We start from the raw sequence: 19,967 nt of genomic DNA, 5'->3' as shown, positions 1-19,967 counted from the left end.
TAATCTTTATTTTATCACACTTTTTTCGACTTTTCTACTCTTGTCAAATCAAAACTCGCAATTCCAACAATCACTTGAACGGCCTGCAGCATGGTTTCTAAACTAACAAACTCAAATCGTCCATGCATATTCTCTCCACCAGCAAAAATATTGGGAGTCGGAATTCCCATAAAGGATATTTTAGAGCCATCTGTTCCACCACGAATTGGCTCAATAACTGGCTCAATCGCTAAATCTTCCATCACTGCCTTAGCTAAATGTACTGGTGTCATATCTTTTTCAATCACTTGACGCATGTTATAATACTGATCCTTTAATTCAACCAAGACCCGTTCGCTACCTAATTGGTCGTTCATCTCTTTTGCCAAAGCTAACATTAAGGCCTTACGTTCTTCAAAAATGGTGGCATCAAAATCACGAATGATATAAGAACTATGACTTTCTTCCACATTACCTGATAAATCCATGAGATGATAAAATCCCTCGTAGCCTTCTGTCAATTCTGGCCGATCACTAGCTGGTAATTTTTCATGAAAATCAATAGCTAATTGTAGCGCATTGATCATACTTCCTTTAGCTGTTCCTGGATGAACATTGCGTCCCAAAAAAGTTACTTGAGCTGCAGCAGCACTAAAGGTTTCATACTGTAATTCACCTAAAGGACCACCATCAACCGTATAAGCAAAATCGACATCAAAATCTGCCACATCAAACTTATCTGCCCCAATACCAATTTCTTCGTCTGGACCAAAACCAACACGAATTTCACCGTGGGGAATCTCGGGATGAGCTTGTAGATAAGCCATTGCTGTCATAATTTCAGCAATACCAGATTTATCATCACTACCCAATAAGGTTGTTCCATCTGTTGTGATTAACGTTTGTCCTAAATAATTAGCTAAATTAGGAAATTCTACTGGGTCAAGAGTATAACCACTCTCACCAAGAGCAATTGCTGTCCCATCATAGTTTTCAATAACTTGCGGCTTTACACCCTCAGCATTAAAGTCAGCTGTGTCTATATGGGCAATGAAGCCAATTTTATACTTAAAATCTGATGAATTAGCAGGTAAAGTTCCAACAATATAGCCATTACTTTCTAAGTAATGAACATTGACCAAGCCGATTTTTTCCATCTCTGGTTTTAAAGCAGTCAGAGCAAAGTTAACCTGACTTTGAGTGGAAGGAGTGGTTTGACTATCAGGATTACTCCTAGTATTATAACTGACATAGGTTAAAAAACGATTTAATAATTCTTCCTTCATTAACAACCTCCATTTATCACTATTCCTATTATATAGCAAATCTTCTAGAAAAGATATGAAAATTTAAGTTTATTTCAAAACAAAAAGAAGTCTGACTAGCAGACTTCTTTTCTTTTAGAAATTACAATCGATCGGTAATTTTCACAAATGGTTTACCAATTCCTACAATATCTGACGCAAATTTACTTTGTTGTGTGAAGATATTACTCAAAGAATGCCAACCATTTAAGCTTGGTGTATATGGATCACGAACATAAGTTTTACCATTATCGTAACCTGCCAAAAGTAACTCATGACTCAAACTACCATAAACACGAACAAACGGCGATCCTTGAACAGCTGCTAGAACATAGTGTCCCTCTTTCAAAGCTTCTTCAATATCCGCTTGTGTTTTCAAAGGTGTTGCATCCATATTCCATTTTTCAGCAGCCAAGATAATACCTGTTGCATCTGTACCTAATTCTAATTTATTGAAAGCAACTGTTTCCTTATAGAGATAGTCTGCAACTGTTGTTGGTTTAATGTCTTCACCTGTCAAACCTGAAAATACCATACTCAAGACTGTAGGCACACACCCTGTCGCATCCATATTAGACAGACCATATTGCTTATTTGCCCAACGAGCATCACGCTGTGAATAATATGGTGCGTCAAAATTATTACGTTTTACTTCTTGACTAACTGCCGACAGAAAATTCATTGTTCCAGCTTCATTTTGATAAAGATGGATTTGATAGCGACCAGTTCCAACGTGATTAGTAACGTCAAATTTAGCTTCAGCAGTAGTATTGGTTGTCGTCAAGTCATACCAACGAATGTCATCTTGGCTATTTTCTTCTGACCAAACTGCCATTTTAACAGTTCCTTTACGAGCATCAATGTTATCAATACTAACTTTGTAAACACCCGTTCCTTGATAACGAATACGTGTTGTGTAACCATTTTCTGCTTTGACAGTTTCTTTAATTTCAGCAGCCGCATTTGTCTCAGGTAAAGTATTGCTTGACGTTGAACTAGTAGCAACACTTGTTTTTTCCTCTATTTTTTCTACTGGGACATAACGACGATTACCACTGTAAGAAACATAGCTCAACCAGTTATAACCTTCTGATGACACTACCTTATCATAGTTAACCGTCTGACCTACTTCATAATATGCCAAATCTTCACTTGACAACTTCGCTTCATTTTTAACACCTGTGCGTGTTTTAAATTCATAAGTTCCACTTGATGATAGATTGCTTGCAGCTGATTGTGATGTTTCTACCTTAGCGGAATCCGTCTTAACCGGTGTTGTTGAACTTGGTGTCGTGGCAGCAGATGGGGTAGTACTTGATGATGACACTTTCTCTACTGGGACATAACGACGATTACCACTATAAGAAACATAACTCAACCAGTTATAACCTTCTGATGACACTACCTTATCATAGTTAACCGTTTGACCTACTTCATAATAGGCTAAATTATCACTTGATAGCTTCGCTTCATTTTTAACACCTGTGCGTGTTTTAAATTCATAAGTCCCACTTGATGATAGATTACTTGCAGCTGATTGTGATGTTTCTATCTTAGCGGAATCCATCTTAACCGGTGTTGTTGAAGAACTTGGTGTCGTGGCAGTAGATGGGGTAGTACTTGATGATGACACTTTCTCTACTGGGACATAACGACGATTACCACTGTAAGAAACGTAGCTCAACCAGTTGTAACCTTCTGACGACACTACCTTATCGTAGTTAACCGTTTGACCTACTTCATAATATGCCAAATCTTCACTTGACAACTTCGCTTCATTTTTAACACCTGTGCGTGTTTTAAATTCATAAGTTCCACTTGATGATAGATTGCTTGCAGCTGATTGTGATGTTTCTACCTTAGCGGAATCCGTCTTAACTGGTGTTGTTGAAGAACTTGGTGTCGTGGCAGTAGATGGGCTAGTACTTGATGATGACACTTTCTCTACTGGGACATAACGACGATTACCACTATAAGAAACATAGCTCAACCAGTTATAACCTTCTGATGACACTACCTTATCATAATTAACTGTTTGACCTACTTCATAATATGCCAAATCTTCACTTGACAACTTCGCTTCATTTTTAACACCTGTGCGTGTTTTAAATTCATAAGTTCCACTTGATGATAGATTACTTGTAGCTGATTGTGATGTTTCTACCTTAGCAGAATCCGTCTTAACCGGTGTTGTTGAAGAACTTGGTGTCGTTGCAGTAGATGGGCTAGTACTTGATGATGACACTTTCTCTACTGGGACATAACGACGATTACCACTATAAGAAACATAGCTCAACCAGTTATAACCTTCTGATGACACTACCTTATCATAATTAACTGTTTGACCTACTTCATAATATGCCAAATCTTCACTTGACAACTTCGCTTCATTTTTAACACCTGTGCGTGTTTTAAATTCATAAGTCCCACTTGATGAGAGACTACTTGATGGAACTTTTGTTGGTGTCGTATTGGTGACATTAGATGTCGAACTATTTGAGACGTTTTTAGATGACGTCGCTGCTTGACCACCTTGATTATAATTTTGATAATAATTCAGAATTCCTTCCACAATAGCAGAAGCTACTTCTTGTTGATAAGAATCGGTAACCAATTTAGCACGTTCAGAAGGATTTGACAAATAGCCCACTTCAACGAGAACTGCCGGTGCTGTTGTTTCTCTTAAAACCGCAAAGGTTTCTCTTTGCACACCACGATCATTAGCCCCTGTTTTAGAAACAGTCGCCGCTTGAATAGATTCAGCTAAATAGGCACTTCGTTTCAAACGCTCAACATCAACATGATAACGAGAATTCATCTGAGATGGATAATTAGAATCTGGAGCATACCAGTAAGTTTCCACTCCCGCAGTTGATGGAGTTGCCGAAGCATTGATATGAATACTAACAAAGATATCTGAATTCGTATCATTAGCATCTGCAGAACGTTCCAACAGACCAACAGATGCAGCTGAGGTTCTTGACGATTCCACAACATAACCTGCATCTTCTAATTGATTTTTAACTAATTGATAAATGGATAAGGTTAAATCAGCTTCCTTAGTTCCATTATAAACTGCCCCTGGATCTACACCACCATGACCTGCGTCCAAGTAAACAACCTTATTAGTCACAGCATAATTCCCTTGTGACGCAGAAGCAGTTTCTTCAACTGTTGTCATCGTTGGAGTCGTGTTTTCACTAGCTGGATTACTAACGATGGTAGGACTTACTGAAGTATCAATGGTCGACTCTTTTTCTACTGCTTCAGAAGTTGTCGTTTCGACTTGAACAGTTGTCGTTGATTCAACTTCGATACTTGTCACAACTGAGTCACTTTGTGAGCTATCCAATGCCTGAGTACTTGCTTCTACACTTTGTGAAGCTTCAGATTGGACATTCAAGGTTTCTCCACTAGACACCGTTTCTGTGTCAGCTTGAGCAGTGCCTGTAAAAGAGGCAAAAACCACACCGATTAAAACAGATGCCGCACCAAATTTAAATTTTTTAATACTGAACTTTTGGCTAGTTTCTTGACGGTTTCTCATTAAAATCTCCTATATTTAAATATTTGTTTGAAATTTTACCAAAAAATAATTACAATTTTGATACAAAGATTTAACATGCTTGTTAAATCAACTTCTATCTATTTATTCGTAATATTTTTCAAATCAATGGCGCCACTTCTAAAAAATTTGACAATATTATTTACTAGTCAAACCTAAACGCTCAAAAATGGCATTGACACGTTTCGTGTAGTAACTCGGATCAAACAAGTCATCTAATGTTTGCTGATTTAATAGACTAGTAATCTTGTTATCTGATTCCAATAACGACTTAAATGACACTTGATGATCCCAAGCGTAAGCAGTCTTGGGTTGGACTAAATCATAAGCTTCCTCTCTAGTCATTCCTTTATCAATCAAGGCTAATAAAACACGCTGACTATAAATTAAACCAAAAGTTGACTCCATATTACGTTTCATATTATCTGGGAAAACTGTCAAGTTTTTAACAATATTCGCAAAACGATTAAGCATATAGTTGATTAAAATGGTTGTATCTGGAGCAATAATACGCTCAGCTGACGAGTGAGAAATATCTCGTTCATGCCACAAAACAACATTTTCATAGGCTGTCATCATGTGACCACGAACAACTCGTGCCAAACCTGTCATGTTTTCCGAACCAATCGGATTACGTTTGTGGGGCATGGCAGAGCTACCTTTTTGTCCCTTAGCAAAAAATTCCTCCACTTCACGTTGTTCAGACTTTTGAAGACCTCGAATTTCCGTTGCCATACGCTCAATCGAGGTCGCAATACCTGCTAAAGCAGCAAAATAATCAGCATGCAAATCACGAGGTAGCACTTGAGTCGAAATATCTTGTGGTTGAATTCCTAATTTTTGGCACACATAATCCTCAACAAACATGGGAATATTAGCAAAATTACCCACAGCTCCTGAAATCTTCCCCGCTTCAATCCCTCTAGCCGCTCGTTCAAAACGCGCTTGCTGACGTTTCATCTCACTGTACCAAGTTGCAAGTTTTAGACCAAAAGTTGTTGGTTCCGCATGGACTCCATGAGTACGTCCCATCATAATGGTGAATTTATGCTCGCGTGCCTTATCTGCAATAATATCAATAAAGTTAATTAAATCTTTACGAATAATGTCATTAGCTTGTTTATAAAGATAACCATAAGCCGTGTCAACGACATCAGTTGATGTTAAACCATAATGAATCCACTTACTTTCTTCTCCCAAACTTTCTGACACAGCTCGTGTAAAAGCAACCACGTCATGACGTGTTTCTTCTTCAATTTCTAAAATACGTTTTATATCAAATGTTGCCTTTTGTCTGAGTTGCTTGATATCTTCTTTAGGAATCTCTCCTAATTCTGCCCAAGCTTCTGCCGCCAAAAGTTCAACTTCTAGCCAAGCTTGATATTTATTTTCCTCACTCCAAATCATTTTCATCTCTGAACGAGTATAACGGTCTAACATCTTCTCTTACCTTTCTGATTAGTTCCTCTCATTTTATCATATCACTGCTAAAAATTCTAATCTCACAAAATAATATATAATTCTGAATTATAATGAACTGGCAACAGTTTATTACTAGGCATTAAAAGTCAGTATCTTTACTAGCTAGACCGTCAAATGTCCAGAATTTATGATATACTAGTCTATAAAGAAAATGACTAACTTTAAATAGTCATCTTATCTTATTTAGAAAGTGTAACAGTAACTATGAAAAAAATATCTCTGTTAGGTCTGACACTCTTATCCATGATCAGCCTAGCTGCTTGTCGCCAACAATCAAGCAATAGCCAAACACCTATCGTTGAAACCATTAGCTCTTCTGAACAACCAACAAGCTCTAGTCAAGAACTCGTTGTCAATACTGAACTGCGTCAAAAATTTGACAGCATCCTGGTGGGAGACTCTTCTAATGCTGGCGATGGGGGACAAAGTCTTGAAGAAGTAAAAAACTTACTTGGTGAAGCCAAAGCTACGAATACTACTGAAATAAATGGTGTCACTGCTGAAAACCTAACTTGGACAGATGGTGATGTCACAATTTCTGTTGCCTTTGTTGATGGAAAAGTCGTTAATAAAGCTATTACTGGATTTCTTTTCAAACGTGACAGCAATATCGGGCTGACTAATTTCAACGAATTAGCTTTAGGAACTAGCTATGCTGATGTTGTTGCAGTATGGGGAGAACCAGATATTTATACCGAATCTAAAGTCCTTGGTTCTAAAAGTGTTGGAGCCACTTGGTTCTCAAATATCAAGGGGAGTGATCCTGCCGCTAATGCCTTTCTCGTCTTTACTGATGATAGTGTTGCTCAAAAAGAACAGACAGATATGACTGATTAATATCATTTATTCAGCTCCTAGAGAACTTTTCTCTAGGAGTTTTTGTATTCTGATGCCAATAAAATCATCTGTGATAAACAAAAAACCAGCAGAATAATCTGCTGGTTACAATTATAGTTGTCTGACTCTAATTGTCTTTGGGAACTTAATTTCTTAAGCTTCGATTTCTGAAACGATACCTGAACCAACAGTACGTCCACCCTCACGGATAGAGAATGTAGTACCTTGTTCTACGGCGATTGGGTGGATCAACTCAACGTCGATTGTCACGTTATCACCTGGCATAACCATTTCTGTACCTGCTGGAAGTTCGATAGAACCTGTTACGTCAGTTGTACGGAAGTAGAATTGTGGACGGTAGTTGTTGAAGAATGGCGTATGACGTCCACCTTCTTCTTTAGTAAGGATGTAAACTTCACCCTTAAATTTAGTATGTGGGTTGATTGAACCTGGTTTAGAGATAACTTGTCCACGTTCAATTTCATCACGTTGAACACCACGAAGAAGAACACCAACGTTATCTCCTGCAAGACCTTCGTCAAGTTGTTTACGGAACATTTCAACACCAGTAACAACTGCTTTAGTCGTTTCTTCTTTGATACCAACGATTTCGATTTCATCGTTGACACGAACAGTACCACGGTCGATACGTCCTGAAGCTACTGTACCACGACCAGTGATTGAGAATACGTCCTCGACTGGAAGAAGAAGTGGTTTGTCAGTATCACGTTCTGGTTCTGGAATGTACTCATCAACAGTGTTCATCAATTCCATGATGATATCTTCAAATGCTGAGTCACCTTCAAGAGCTTTAAGAGCTGAACCTTGGATAACTGGTAGATCATCACCTGGGAAGTCGTATTCTGAAAGAAGATCACGGATTTCCATTTCAACCAACTCAAGCAATTCTTCATCATCAACAAGGTCAACTTTGTTCATGAAGACGATAAGGTGTTTAACACCTACTTGGCGTGAAAGAAGGATGTGCTCACGAGTTTGTGGCATTGGTCCATCAGTAGAAGCTACTACAAGGATAGCTCCGTCCATTTGAGCCGCACCAGTGATCATGTTTTTAACGTAGTCAGCATGTCCTGGGGCATCAATATGCGCATAGTGACGAGACTCAGTTTCATACTCAACGTGTGCAGTGTTGATTGTGATTCCGCGCTCGCGCTCTTCTGGAGCAGCATCGATAGACGCATAGTCTTTTGGTTGGTTAACTGAACTTGGCAAGCGACGTGCAAGAACAGTTGTGATAGCTGCTGTCAAAGTAGTTTTACCGTGGTCAACGTGTCCAATTGTACCAATGTTAACGTGGGGTTTACTACGATCGTATTTTTCTTTTGCCATTTTAGGAAAAGCCTCCAATAAAATATATTTTATAGATAGACGGTACAATACAGTCTAACTTTACTCCACTATTTTATCAAATTGTAGCAGAATTGCAAGTATTTTATACTATTTTTATTGATTTTTTAGCCCTTTGGTCTTTTAATAGAAAAGCCTAGCCTTATCTGGCCTTTTTCTCACTGAAGAATACTCTATTTAGCTTATCTGTTTAGGATTAGTATGAAATTATGGTATAATGATGAGAAAGAGATTTACTTATAAGATTAGGAAATTATAACGAGGACGTCTTGTTGTGAAGAAACAATTACAAACACTTTTGAAAATTATTAGTACCCGTCTCGGATTTGTCTTAACCCTCTTAATCTTTTATTGGATTAAAAGCATGTGGGCCTATCAGATTGATTTTAACTTGGGATTGGAAAACTTCTACCAACTCTTTTTAACCTTTATCAATCCGATTCCTGTTGGTCTGCTATTTTTAGGACTAGCACTTTATATAAAAAATACTAAACTTTTTTATACTCTTGAATACCTACTTTATGCCATCTTGAACATGATCTTGATTGCTAATGCTATTTATTTTCGAGAGTTTTCTGATTTTATTACCATTACAACTGCCATGGCCAGTTCCAAGGTTTCTGCTGGACTAGGAAGTTCAGCCATCAACCTACTTCGCCCTTGGGATTTGTTTTATGTCTTAGATATTTTCATTTTAGTTTATTTATTTAGAAAACAACTAATTAAAAAAGATACTAGGCCTTTTGCTAAACAGGCGAGTTTTGCGGTTACCTCACTCTCTGTTATGCTTTTTTCTGTCAATCTTTTTTTGGCTGAAATTGATCGTCCTGAACTACTCTCACGTGGCTTTTCTAACACCTATGTTGTTCGTGCTTTAGGATTGCCTGCTTTCTTAGGTTATGATGGCAATCAGACTTATCAAACTCAAAAGGTTCGTTCGGAAGCTAAACCTGAAAAAATTGAAGAAGTTAAAGAATATGTTAATCAACATGCCGTTGCAGCCAATCCTGATTATTATGGGATTGCCCAAGGACGTAATGTGATTGTGATTCATTTAGAAAGTTTTCAACAATTTCTTATCAACTATCAGCTAAAAGTTGACGAGAAAGAGTATGAAGTCACTCCTTTTATTAACTCACTTTACAACTCTAATCAGACCTTTTCTTTTGCTAATTTTTTCCATCAGGTTAAAGCTGGTAAAACATCTGATTCAGAAACGCTAATCGAAACCTCACTTTTCGGACTTAATCAAGGTTCCTTCTTTGTCCAATATGGTGGCGACAATACACAACAAGCTGCACCACAAATTTTAGCTGACTTGGAAGGTTATACCAGTGCTGTCTTCCATGGTAATAATGGAACGTTCTGGAATCGAAATAATGTTTATAAACAACTGGGCTACAACTACTTCTTCGACCAGTCTTATATGTCCAAACCTACAAAAGATAATTCTTTCCAATACGGACTCAACGACAAGGTTATGTTTGCCGATTCAATCAAATATCTCGAACGAATGCAGCAACCATTTTATACTAAATTTATCACAGTATCTAACCATTACCCATATCAAAATCTAACTGGTGATGAAAAGGGATTTCCACTTGCTAAGACAGATGATGAAACCATAAATGGCTATTTTGCTACTGCGAATTATTTAGATTCTGCCTTAGAAGCGTTCTTCAACTATCTGAAAGCATCTGGACTTTATGATAATTCCATTATTGTCATGTATGGCGATCATTATGGGATTTCAAATTCAAGAAATCCAGACTTAGCTCCATTGTTAGACAAAAATTCAGAAACTTGGACAGACTATGATAATGCCATGTTGCAACGTGTGCCATATATGATTCATATTCCCGGGATGGACAAAGGCTTTGTCAGTTCCACTTTCGGTGGAGAAATTGACGCCCTTCCCACTCTCTTACATGTTTTAGGAATTGACAGTCGTAACTTTATCCAACTAGGACAAGATTTACTCTCACCAGATAACCAACAAATTGTGACCTTCCGTACTTCAGGTAATTTTGTTACACCAGACTACACCAGCTATTCTGGTAAATTGTACAAAACAGAAACGGGAGAAGAAATTACTAATCCTGACGAAAGCACCTTGGAAGCTGTTAATGCGATTAAAGAAGCCACTAAGCTACAACTCAGCATCAGCGACAGCATTCAGACCGGTGACCTACTTCGTTTCTATAAAGATAGTGGTATCGAACCTGTTGATACATCAACTATTTCTTATACAAAATCTTTAGACGCTTTGAAAGCTATTGAGAAGAGTATGGGGAATAAATCGACTAGCCTTTATAGTACCAACAGTAATAAATCAACTACTTCGCTTTATCAGGCACCAAGCTATCTCAAAATTCAAGAAACCTTAGCTAGTCTCACGGCAACTTCTTCAACCGAACTAATTGAAGAAAGTAGCATAGATACTCAAGTGGAGAGTCCTTAATTACGTTAATAAAATATCCCATCACTTAAAGTGAATGGGATAATTTTATTAAAAAAGAGCTAAAATAAGCTCTTTTTTATTTACTCTGCAATTAAGGTTTCTAGCCCAACTGTCATCATATCAGTAAAGCTAGTTTGGCGTTCTTCTGCTGTGGTATCTTGAGATGGATCAATCAAACTATCAGAAATCGTCATCAAAGCTAAAGTTTGTACATTATGTTTAGCACCTAAGTAGTAGAGCGCGGCCGCTTCCATCTCAACAGCCTTAACACCCATACTACCTAATTTAAGATTTTTCTCACCCAAATCAGAATAGAACAAATCAGCAGACAAGACGCTACCAACATGAGTTGTCATGCCCAAATCTTTAGCAATATGATAAGCCTTATCCAACAAATCAAAATCTGCAATTTGTGGGAAATCGTACTCTGGCCAATCATTACGAATAATAGCAGATGTCGTTGCAGCAGCTTGAGCCAATACTAAATCACGGACACGCACATCCTTATTCAAAGAACCTGCAGTACCCACACGAATCAATTTCTTAACGTCATAGAAAGAAATCAACTCATTGGCGTAAATAGAAATTGAAGGCATTCCCATACCTGTCCCCATAACGCTGACACGATGGCCTTTATAAGTTCCTGTATAACCTAGCATACCACGAATTTCATTGAAACACACCGCATCTTCCAAAAAATTCTCTGCAATAAATTTAGCACGCAAAGGATCTCCTGGCAACAAAATTTTATCTGCAATTTCACCCTTTTGGGCACCAATATGAATTGACATACTTATCTCCTTATTTTTTATTATTTATTATTTTTGTTATCATACAAGCCAAGCCAACGGATAAAAAAATCGGTGGCAAGGTTAGAAAAGTTTGACCTGTAAAAGTCATGGTTAGAAAAATAGCTGTTAAAGGGGTTGCCATTGAAACAGATAAAAAAGTACCTGCACCAATAATACTGGCTTCAGCCAAAGAAAGATTAGGCAACCAAAAAAAGAATAATAAACCAATTAACAGCCCCATCAAAGAACCCATGGCAAACCCTGGGGTTAGAGTACCACCGTAAGCTCCTGCTTTCAAAGCCAGAAGTACTAGACTCCCTTTAACGATTAACAAGGACAAAGCATAGGGCCAACTTAAACCAAGAAAAGCTGCTTGTACAGTATCACGACCATTGCCAAGGATTTCTGGAAAAAAGATACTAGCAAATGCAACCAAAATCATACTAAGAGGTAACCACCATAAAATGCTAACCTTTTTAATCCTTTCTTGTTCCATTTTCTGAACCAAGTTACGAAAAATAAGCCCAAAAGGTGGCAAACACAGACCTAAAACAAGAGCTAATAACCAAGTTGATGAGCTATTGGTTAGTTGAGTCACTTGATAAGTCGGCTTAGGGGCAATTCCTAGACGAGCTGTATAGGTCGCCACCAAAATCATCAGCAAACCCAACTGAACACTTGACCAGTTTTTTTTAGCCTTCATCCCTTCGAAAAGAAAGAAGAAACTAGCAATCGGAGTTTGATAGACAGCAGATAGACCTGCTGCCGCGGCTGACGCAATCATTAATTCTCTCTTTTCAGTCGATAATTGAAAACGACTGGTTAACTGACCACTAATTAAAGCTCCTAATTCCCTAGGCGCAACTTCCTTGCCAACAGGGCCACCCATACCTACCAATAAAATTTGAGTCAAGGCGTGAGTAAGATGTTGAAAAAAGGAGGGGCGCTTGCCTAAAGTTGCTTGCTTTAGTTGTCCTTTAATCGAAACCAAGGGTTGTTTTTTCTGCAACAAATACCAAGCCAAAGCTGCTAATAAACCACCTAAGCTAACTGATACCACTCGTCGCCAAATGGGAACTGACCTTGACAAGACTAAAAATTGACCATCCACATAGCCGTAAGCTAGTTTTTGAATAATCTTTAAAAGGTCATGTAAACCGATGGCAACAAGGCCTGTTAATACACCAATGAGTATGGTCAAGCCAAGCAAGAAAATATCATCTCGTTTAAGACTCAAAATTATAGCTCCGCTAAGATTGCCTTAATTAAATCCTTGAAATTCCCCTTAATTTGTTGAGTCACCTCAACGACTTCTTCATGATTTAGTTCTGATTGGAAACCAGCAGCAAAATTTGTAATCGCTGAAATACCTAGGACCTTCAAACCAGAATGTGCTGCCACAATAACCTCTGGAACAGTTGACATGCCAACAGCATGAGCTCCCATATTCTTATAAGCTAAAATCTCAGCTGGTGTTTCATAACATGGACCTGTTACCCCTAAATAAACACCTGTATCCAATTTGACACCCAAGTTTTCTGCCACACGATGAGCTACCTGACGGTATTCAGCGGTATAGGCATTAGACATGTCTGGGAAACGTGGGCCAAACTCATCTAAGTTTTCACCAATGAGTGGATTTTGACCTGTCATATTGATATGGTCAGAAATTGTCATCAAGGTTCCTGGACCATAGCCAATACCACCTGCAGCATTAGTGACAAGAACTCCTGTACATCCTAAAGCTTTCATGACACGAACTGGGAAAGTCACCACATCAAGAGCGTTGCCCTCGTAGAAATGGAAGCGACCTTGTAGTGCCAAAACTTTGCGACCAGCCAAATCGCCATAAACTAATTTCCCTGCATGACCAACGACTGTTGATTGACCCCAGTTAGGAATCTCTGCATAATCAAGTACGATTGAGTTCGTAATTTCTTCTGCTAATTCTCCCAAGCCTGAACCCAAAATCAAACCAAATTCTGGGGCTGTCATGCCTTTTTCTTTCAAGAAAGCTGCTGTTTCTTTAATTTTAACCATTAAGCTCATTTTCTTTCTCCTTATTTTTATTAAACTAATTTATCCAAGAAGCTCTCACCAATCATAGCTTTATCAACACCGAAATTATCAGCTACAGTTGCTGAAATATCCGCAAAATGTCCAACTGGCAAGACACCGTTTCCTGTGAATGACTTACTGTAAGCCAATAATGGCACATACTCACGCGTATGATCAGTTCCCGCATAAGTTGGATCATTACCATGGTCAGCCGTAATCAAGAGCAAATCATTTTCACGCATATTTTCCATAATTTCTGGCAAGCGAGCATCAAACTCTTCCAGGCAATCACGATAGCCTTCGACATCACGACGGTGACCATAAACGGCATCAAAGTCAACTAGATTGGTAAATGAGAAACCACGATCAAATTCTTTTAATTTCAAGGTTTCAATCAAGACATCCACACCATGCATATTAGATTTAGTATGACCCATGTCATTGGTAATGCCTGACGCATTAAAAATGTCACTGATTTTACCAACAGAATAAGTTGGCACACCTGCGTCAGCCAGTTTATTCAACACTGTTGGTTCAAATGGTGATACAGCATAGTCATGACGGTTAGCTGTTCGTGTGAAATGACCTGGTGTTCCGACATAAGGACGAGCAATAATACGACCAAGAAGGGTTGGACGCTCCAAAGTAATTGAGCGAGCGTATTCACAAATACGATACAACTCATCTAGTGGAATAACCTCTTCGTGGGCAGCAATCTGCAAAACTGGGTCTGCTGACGTGTAAACAATCAACTCGCCTGTTTCCATCTGACGTGGTCCAAAATCGTCAATGACAGCAGTTCCTGAATAAGGTTTATTCGCTTCACGAATGACCTTACGACCAGAAAATTCTTCAATCTTAACTAGAATATCTTCTGGAAAACCATCCCAGAACGTATCAAATGGTTCTGTGATATTTAGTCCCATGATTTCCCAGTGACCTGTCATGGTATCCTTACCTAAAGAAACTTCTTCTAGCTTAGTCACATAACCACTTGGATTTGCTTCTGCGGAAACAGTGGCCAAGGCTTCCTCACGTGGAATATTCCCTAAACCAATCTTAGCCATGTGTGGTAGATTAAGACCTGCTTGCTCTGAAATATGTCCTAGAGTGTCTGATTCGGTATCTGGTGTACCAGCGTTAAAAAACTTATCTGCATCTGGAGCAGCACCAATACCAACTGAATCCATGACGACTAGATGAATGCGATCAAATTTTGACATGTTTATTCTCCTATAAATTTATTTCTTATTAGCTTCTAAAATCGTTAAGCCTGATTGACCGGCCACAATAACTAAATCAACCATGCCATTGAACAGACCATGCTCAACCACACCTACTGTATGGTCTAATTCTTCTCCAAAAGCAACTGGATCTGAAATCAAACCTAAATCAAGATCGATGATGTAGTTGCCCATATCGGTCAGATGACGTTGATCTCCATTTTGACGAAATGACGGTTTATAACCAGCTCGCTCAAAACGACGAAAAACCTGCTCCGCTCCATATCGAACAACTTCAACAGGCAGCTTGAAAGCTCCTAGATGATCAACTAATTTGGTTTCATCAACCACCCAAATATAGTACTTAGTTGGTGTAGCAACCACCTTTTCCATCAAAAGAGCGGCTCCACCACCTTTGATGCCATTAAAAGCACGATCAACTTCGTCAGCCCCATCAACAGTCACATCAACTTGATCCACTTCATCAATCGATTTTAGTGGAATACCGAGTTGTTTAGCCTGTTCACTCGTCCGACTAGACGTTGTCACACCTGTAATTTGTAAGCCTTCTTCTTTGACGCGACGACCAAGCTCTTCCACAAAATAATAGGCCGTTGAACCAGTACCCAGACCAACAATCATGCCATCATGGACATAATCTGCTGCTTTAATACCAGCCATCTTTTTAAGCGCTTCCATTATTCGCTATCCTTTCTTTTTATCTTTATAAATTATATCATTTTTTTCCTTGATTGACATCTATTTATGAAAAATAAAAAGTCTAGGCTTTTATAAAACCTAAACCTCTTTATCATCTTCTCTTAATTTAATAATTTTAGCTTGCTCTTTCATGTACTCATCAGACATTCTACTATGATAGTTCTCTTCTGCTTCTTGGAAGATTCTCTCTCTTTTCTCACTGGCATCAATATTAAGAACAAACCCAATCGCTACTGAAAGCACTAGGACACTATTTCCCCCTTGTGATAAGAACGGAAACGTCACTCCTGTTGAAGGAATTAAGCCAGAAATCCCACCAATATTGATAAAGACCTGCATCAAGAGCATACTGCCAACTCCCAAGGAAATCATAGCATTGAAAGCATTGTTAGACTTCATCCCCACCAATAAAATTCTCAAAATCAAAAAGAATACAATAGCTAGAATTAAACCGGCACCAATCAAGCCCAACTCTTCAATAACAATAGAAAACACAAAGTCTGTCTGGGCTTCTGGCAGGTAACCTTTTTTCTCAATAGAATTTCCTAACCCTAGACCAAACCAACCACCATTACTCATGGCATAATAAGAATTAGCTAGTTGATGTCCTGAATTGGTCAAATCTTTGAAGGGATTGAAAAAAGCACTAAACCGTTTAGCAACATAACCAAAAACTGGGACTTTAGAAATCGTTTCTACCCCCACTAGCGAAATCAAGCCTAGAAAAAGGGTGGATGTTGCGACAATCACACTCAGCAAAGCAGAAAACCATCGGTAACCAATGCCACTAATCGAAAACATGACAATACTGGTCAAAACGATGATGGTTGCATTACCCAAATCGGGCTGGGAAGCTACTAGTAAAATCATAACTAACGAGTAAAATCGCCAATCCTTTAAATCAGACAATTGGCGCGGCCACCAGCGTCGCTTGGTTAGGGCTTGATAATCATAACGTTCGATTAGTTTTTGACGTTTGGCAAAAGTAAAAGCCAAAAACCAAATCATAATAATTTTTAAGTATTCTGCTGGCTGAAAACTAATTGGACCAAGTACAATCCAACCATGAGCGCCATTGACCTGCTTGGTAAAAAAACGAGCAATCAGCAACAAACCCATCTCAATCAGCATAACAAGGCTTAAAACACGAGAATTTTTCAAAAAATTCAACTTCAACTTATAAATAAAGGTAATGGCAAGCAGGCTGATGATCCAAAACACGCCTTGGTTAATGACTGACTTAAAAGGATTCAGACCATATTGAATCAAGGTTGCACTGGTTGTTGAATACACCACAATCAATCCTACAATAGACAAAATCAAATAGGGGATTAAAATGGAATAATTCAAGAGGTGTTTTTTGTCAATTTTCATAGTTCCCTCCGTTTACGACTAAACTGCAGTTTCGATTATATCATCTTTACCTAGAAAAAACAAAGAAGATTAGGCAAGCCTTAATCTTCTTAATGTCTATTAACCTAACCTGAATTACGTAAACCTGTCGCAATTCCGTTTATGGTAATATGAATTAAATGATCTTCTCCTTTTGCTAGATCCCCTTGACGCGAACGTTTAATCAGTTCCAATTGAATATAATTTAAAACATTAAAGTAAGGCAAGCGAAAAGCCAAGCTTGCTCTTAAATATGGATTTTCAGCCAAGAGGTCTTCTTCTTGTTCAATTGCCAAAATCATCATCTTCGTCAATTCCCACTCTTTAAGCAGGAGTTGATAAACCTCCTTCACTGACTCATCCTGACAAAGCTGTGCGTACTGATAAGCAATGGTCATGTTAGATTTGGAAAGCACCATATCAACATTAGACAATAAGCTCTTGAAAAACGGCCAGTTTTGATACATCTTTTGTAGTTTGCCAAGATTTTCTGTGTCTTGATCAATAAATTTTTTAAAACTTGAGCCAACACCGTACCAACCTGGCAGCATGACACGATTTTGTGACCAAGAAAACACCCAAGGAATTGCTCTTAAATCAGAAATATCAGTAATGGTTTTACGAGCTGCTGGACGAGAACCAATGTTCAAACTTGATACCTCACGAATTGGGCTAGCCGCAAAAAAATAATCATAAAAATGTGGGTGTTCAAAGACGAGATGGCGGTAAGTCTGATAACTATCTGCAACAATCTCATCCATGATTTGCCGGTAGCCAACTAAATCTTCTGGCTTGGTTTGCCTTTCCTTAATCATACGGTTTAGGGTCGCTGACAACAACATTTCCAAGTGATAATAAGCTGCATCTTGATTACCATATTTATTACCAATGACCTCTCCTTGTTCTGTCAAACGAAGACGATTTTTAATCGTACCTGCCGGCTGTGAGGTAATCGCATCATAAGACGGACCTCCCCCACGACCAACTGTCCCTCCACGACCATGGAAGAAGGTGACCTTGATACCATGCTGTTCACCAAGATTGGTTAAATCCTGCTGAGCCTTATATAAAGTCCAACCAGACGCTAGATAGCCTCCATCTTTATTACTATCCGAATAGCCCAGCATGATTTCTTGGTCATGCTGATTGTCCTTTAGCCAAGTTTTAACAATCGGTAAATTGAAGTAAGCCTCCATAATGTCATAAGCATTATTCAAATCATCAATGGTTTCAAAAAGAGGTACAATTCTAACTCTGGCAGTTTGCTTATCAACCAAGCCAACTTCCTTTAAGAGAATAGCTAATTCTAACAAATCTGACACACTTTCTGAATGAGAAATGATGTGTTGACGAACAATCTCTTCTCCCATCTTATCTTTAAGCTGTCTTGCCATGTCAAAAATAGCCAATTCCGTTTTCAACTGCTCAGACTTAGGTAAAAGACTTGAAGATAAGCTGCGTGGATCTTGGGTTAAGGTAGTTAATAACAATTGACATTTGTCAGTTTCTGATAAGGCTTTATAATTGTCTTCAATGCCTGCTGTTTGTAAAAGCTCAGCTACACAAGACTCATGAACACTCGAATCCTGTCTTAAGTCGATACTGGCTAAATAAAAACCAAAGACATCTACTGCTTGCAATAATTCTGAAAACTCACCCGTCAAAAGATGTTGTCCCTTGTGCTCTAATAAAGAGGATTGAATCAGCAGCAAATCTTTCTTAAAATCGCTAGCCTTGGCATAGTAAGGAGCAACCTTTTGATCTTGACTAATATATCCCAACGTATGACGCAGACTGTTTTTGATATAAGAAAAAGCCTGACGATAAAGCTCTTTTTCACGAAATTCAGACGTGTGTTGAGATTTTTTCGCTAACTCTACCACCGCTGAGCTTGCTGGAATCAGATTAGTTGAGATGGAAAAGGCGTCATAAAGTTTATCCACCATCGTCATATAATAAGTTAGAATGACTTCTGCCTGTGTCAAGGCAGATAATTTTAAGGTGTCTGCAGTTACAAAAGGATTTCCATCACGGTCACCACCAATCCACATGCCCATGCTAATCGGATTAGCTTTTTCAAGTAATAAGCCCTTATCCTTTGCTAAATCTTGATAGGTTTTGACCAACTTGGTAATGGCAGGAATCAAGGAACGATTGTAATACTCTGTGACATTACTAATCTCATTTTTAACCTTAAGTTTCTTCTCACGGATAATATCAGATTGCATCATCAACTCAATCTGACGTCGTAAATCTTGCTGCCATTTTTCTTGATTAAGGCTTCCTTCTCTCAAATCACGTCGCTGACGTAAAAGAAGATAAATTTGATTGGTCAAGCCCAACATGGTACGACGTTGAACTTGGGTTGGATGGGCCGTTAAGACAGGTACGACGTTGGCAGCTTCTAAGATGGCCTGACCGTCTTGATGATGAGCAACTTCATCCATAATCAAGGATAATTTTCCTTGATAATCTTGCCCCACATTATTACAGTAATTGACCTCATAGGCCAACTCCACATCTTCAGAAATATTGATTAAAAGTGGCAAAATTGAAAAATAGCGAGCCACCATGATCATCTCTTGGTTATCAATTTGCTGAATCAGTTTTTCAAGCTGATCATAGTTCTCTGTTATTGATAAATCTGTTAAACGTTGGATTAACTGAAAAATTCGCTCACTGACCAAGTCCTTAGTAACTTCTTGTAGCAAGCGAGTTAACAGCTCCACTTCTTCATTAACGGTTTCTTTACTATTCAAATTTTCTAATTTGGGAATGTTCACAGTT

General features: G+C 38.4%; 13 protein-coding genes. 2 read left to right on the top strand and 11 right to left on the bottom strand.

Annotated elements, in window-relative coordinates:
• Positions 1-14: 14 nt before the first annotated feature.
• The 3 genes from pepT to purB form a co-directional block, all read right to left on the bottom strand.
• Positions 15-1,265, bottom strand: coding sequence for a peptidase T (gene pepT, locus FRX51_RS03940; RefSeq protein ID WP_146496034.1), 1,251 nt, complete (start codon positions 1,263-1,265; stop codon positions 15-17).
• A 121-nt stretch (positions 1,266-1,386) separates the two neighbouring features.
• Positions 1,387-4,830, bottom strand: a complete 3,444-nt coding sequence (locus FRX51_RS03935) for an SH3 domain-containing protein (protein WP_146496032.1) — start codon at positions 4,828-4,830, stop codon at positions 1,387-1,389.
• A 156-nt stretch (positions 4,831-4,986) separates the two neighbouring features.
• A complete protein-coding gene (gene purB, locus FRX51_RS03930; RefSeq protein ID WP_146496030.1) occupies positions 4,987-6,288 on the bottom strand; it encodes an adenylosuccinate lyase in 1,302 nt (433 codons plus the stop codon).
• Between the two features lie 246 nt (positions 6,289-6,534).
• On the opposite strand from purB, the gene FRX51_RS03925 reads away from it, so the two are divergent.
• A complete protein-coding gene (locus FRX51_RS03925; protein ID WP_146496028.1) occupies positions 6,535-7,167 on the top strand; it encodes a DUF3862 domain-containing protein in 633 nt (210 codons plus the stop codon).
• Positions 7,168-7,320: 153 nt separating this feature from the next.
• Here the strand turns inward: FRX51_RS03925 and tuf are convergent, their stop codons facing one another.
• Positions 7,321-8,517: an elongation factor Tu gene (gene tuf / locus FRX51_RS03920; RefSeq protein ID WP_146461598.1), complete on the bottom strand. Its 1,197-nt coding sequence runs from the start codon at positions 8,515-8,517 to the stop codon at positions 7,321-7,323.
• A 292-nt stretch (positions 8,518-8,809) separates the two neighbouring features.
• On the opposite strand from tuf, the gene FRX51_RS03915 reads away from it, so the two are divergent.
• Positions 8,810-10,996, top strand: a complete 2,187-nt coding sequence (locus tag FRX51_RS03915) for an LTA synthase family protein (RefSeq protein ID WP_146496026.1) — start codon at positions 8,810-8,812, stop codon at positions 10,994-10,996.
• 80 nt (positions 10,997-11,076) lie between these two features.
• Here FRX51_RS03915 and deoD read toward each other — a convergent pair whose 3' ends face one another.
• The 7 genes from deoD to ppc form a co-directional block, all read right to left on the bottom strand.
• Positions 11,077-11,787 carry a purine-nucleoside phosphorylase gene (deoD, locus tag FRX51_RS03910; RefSeq protein ID WP_146496024.1) on the bottom strand — a complete coding sequence of 237 codons (711 nt, stop codon included), beginning with the start codon at positions 11,785-11,787 and terminating at the stop codon, positions 11,077-11,079.
• Between the two features lie 10 nt (positions 11,788-11,797).
• Positions 11,798-13,024 carry a chloride channel protein gene (locus tag FRX51_RS03905; RefSeq protein WP_186627106.1) on the bottom strand — a complete coding sequence of 409 codons (1,227 nt, stop codon included), beginning with the start codon at positions 13,022-13,024 and terminating at the stop codon, positions 11,798-11,800.
• Positions 13,025-13,026: 2 nt separating this feature from the next.
• Positions 13,027-13,836, bottom strand: a complete 810-nt coding sequence (locus tag FRX51_RS03900; RefSeq protein WP_146496020.1) for a purine-nucleoside phosphorylase — start codon at positions 13,834-13,836, stop codon at positions 13,027-13,029.
• A 20-nt stretch (positions 13,837-13,856) separates the two neighbouring features.
• On the bottom strand, positions 13,857-15,068 hold the full coding sequence (locus FRX51_RS03895) for a phosphopentomutase (RefSeq protein WP_146496017.1): 1,212 nt from the start codon (positions 15,066-15,068) through the stop codon (positions 13,857-13,859).
• Between the two features lie 18 nt (positions 15,069-15,086).
• Positions 15,087-15,767, bottom strand: a complete 681-nt coding sequence (rpiA, locus tag FRX51_RS03890) for a ribose-5-phosphate isomerase RpiA (protein ID WP_146496015.1) — start codon at positions 15,765-15,767, stop codon at positions 15,087-15,089.
• 99 nt (positions 15,768-15,866) lie between these two features.
• Entirely contained in the window at positions 15,867-17,162 is a 1,296-nt protein-coding gene (gene ftsW / locus FRX51_RS03885; protein WP_146496013.1) for a cell division peptidoglycan polymerase FtsW, read from the bottom strand.
• 104 nt (positions 17,163-17,266) lie between these two features.
• On the bottom strand, positions 17,267-19,963 hold the full coding sequence (ppc, locus tag FRX51_RS03880) for a phosphoenolpyruvate carboxylase (RefSeq protein ID WP_146496011.1): 2,697 nt from the start codon (positions 19,961-19,963) through the stop codon (positions 17,267-17,269).
• Positions 19,964-19,967: the final 4 nt, after the last annotated feature.

The sequence above is a fragment of the Streptococcus sp. sy010 genome (assembly GCF_007859175.1).
Classification (GTDB): domain Bacteria; phylum Bacillota; class Bacilli; order Lactobacillales; family Streptococcaceae; genus Streptococcus.
This window is presented reverse-complemented; position numbering and strand designations above follow the sequence as displayed.

Excerpts from the sequence above, each read along its gene's own strand:
- pepT (WP_146496034.1), bottom strand. The coding sequence starts at position 1,265 with ATGAAGGAAGAATTATTAAATCGTTTTTTAACCTATGTCAGTTATAAT.
- FRX51_RS03935 (WP_146496032.1), bottom strand. The coding sequence starts at position 4,830 with ATGAGAAACCGTCAAGAAACTAGCCAAAAGTTCAGTATTAAAAAATTT.
- purB (WP_146496030.1), bottom strand. The coding sequence starts at position 6,288 with ATGTTAGACCGTTATACTCGTTCAGAGATGAAAATGATTTGGAGTGAG.
- FRX51_RS03925 (WP_146496028.1), top strand. The coding sequence starts at position 6,535 with ATGAAAAAAATATCTCTGTTAGGTCTGACACTCTTATCCATGATCAGC.
- tuf (WP_146461598.1), bottom strand. The coding sequence starts at position 8,517 with ATGGCAAAAGAAAAATACGATCGTAGTAAACCCCACGTTAACATTGGT.
- deoD (WP_146496024.1), bottom strand. The coding sequence starts at position 11,787 with ATGTCAATTCATATTGGTGCCCAAAAGGGTGAAATTGCAGATAAAATT.
- FRX51_RS03900 (WP_146496020.1), bottom strand. The coding sequence starts at position 13,836 with ATGAGCTTAATGGTTAAAATTAAAGAAACAGCAGCTTTCTTGAAAGAA.
- FRX51_RS03895 (WP_146496017.1), bottom strand. The coding sequence starts at position 15,068 with ATGTCAAAATTTGATCGCATTCATCTAGTCGTCATGGATTCAGTTGGT.
- rpiA (WP_146496015.1), bottom strand. The coding sequence starts at position 15,767 with ATGGAAGCGCTTAAAAAGATGGCTGGTATTAAAGCAGCAGATTATGTC.
- ftsW (WP_146496013.1), bottom strand. The coding sequence starts at position 17,162 with ATGAAAATTGACAAAAAACACCTCTTGAATTATTCCATTTTAATCCCC.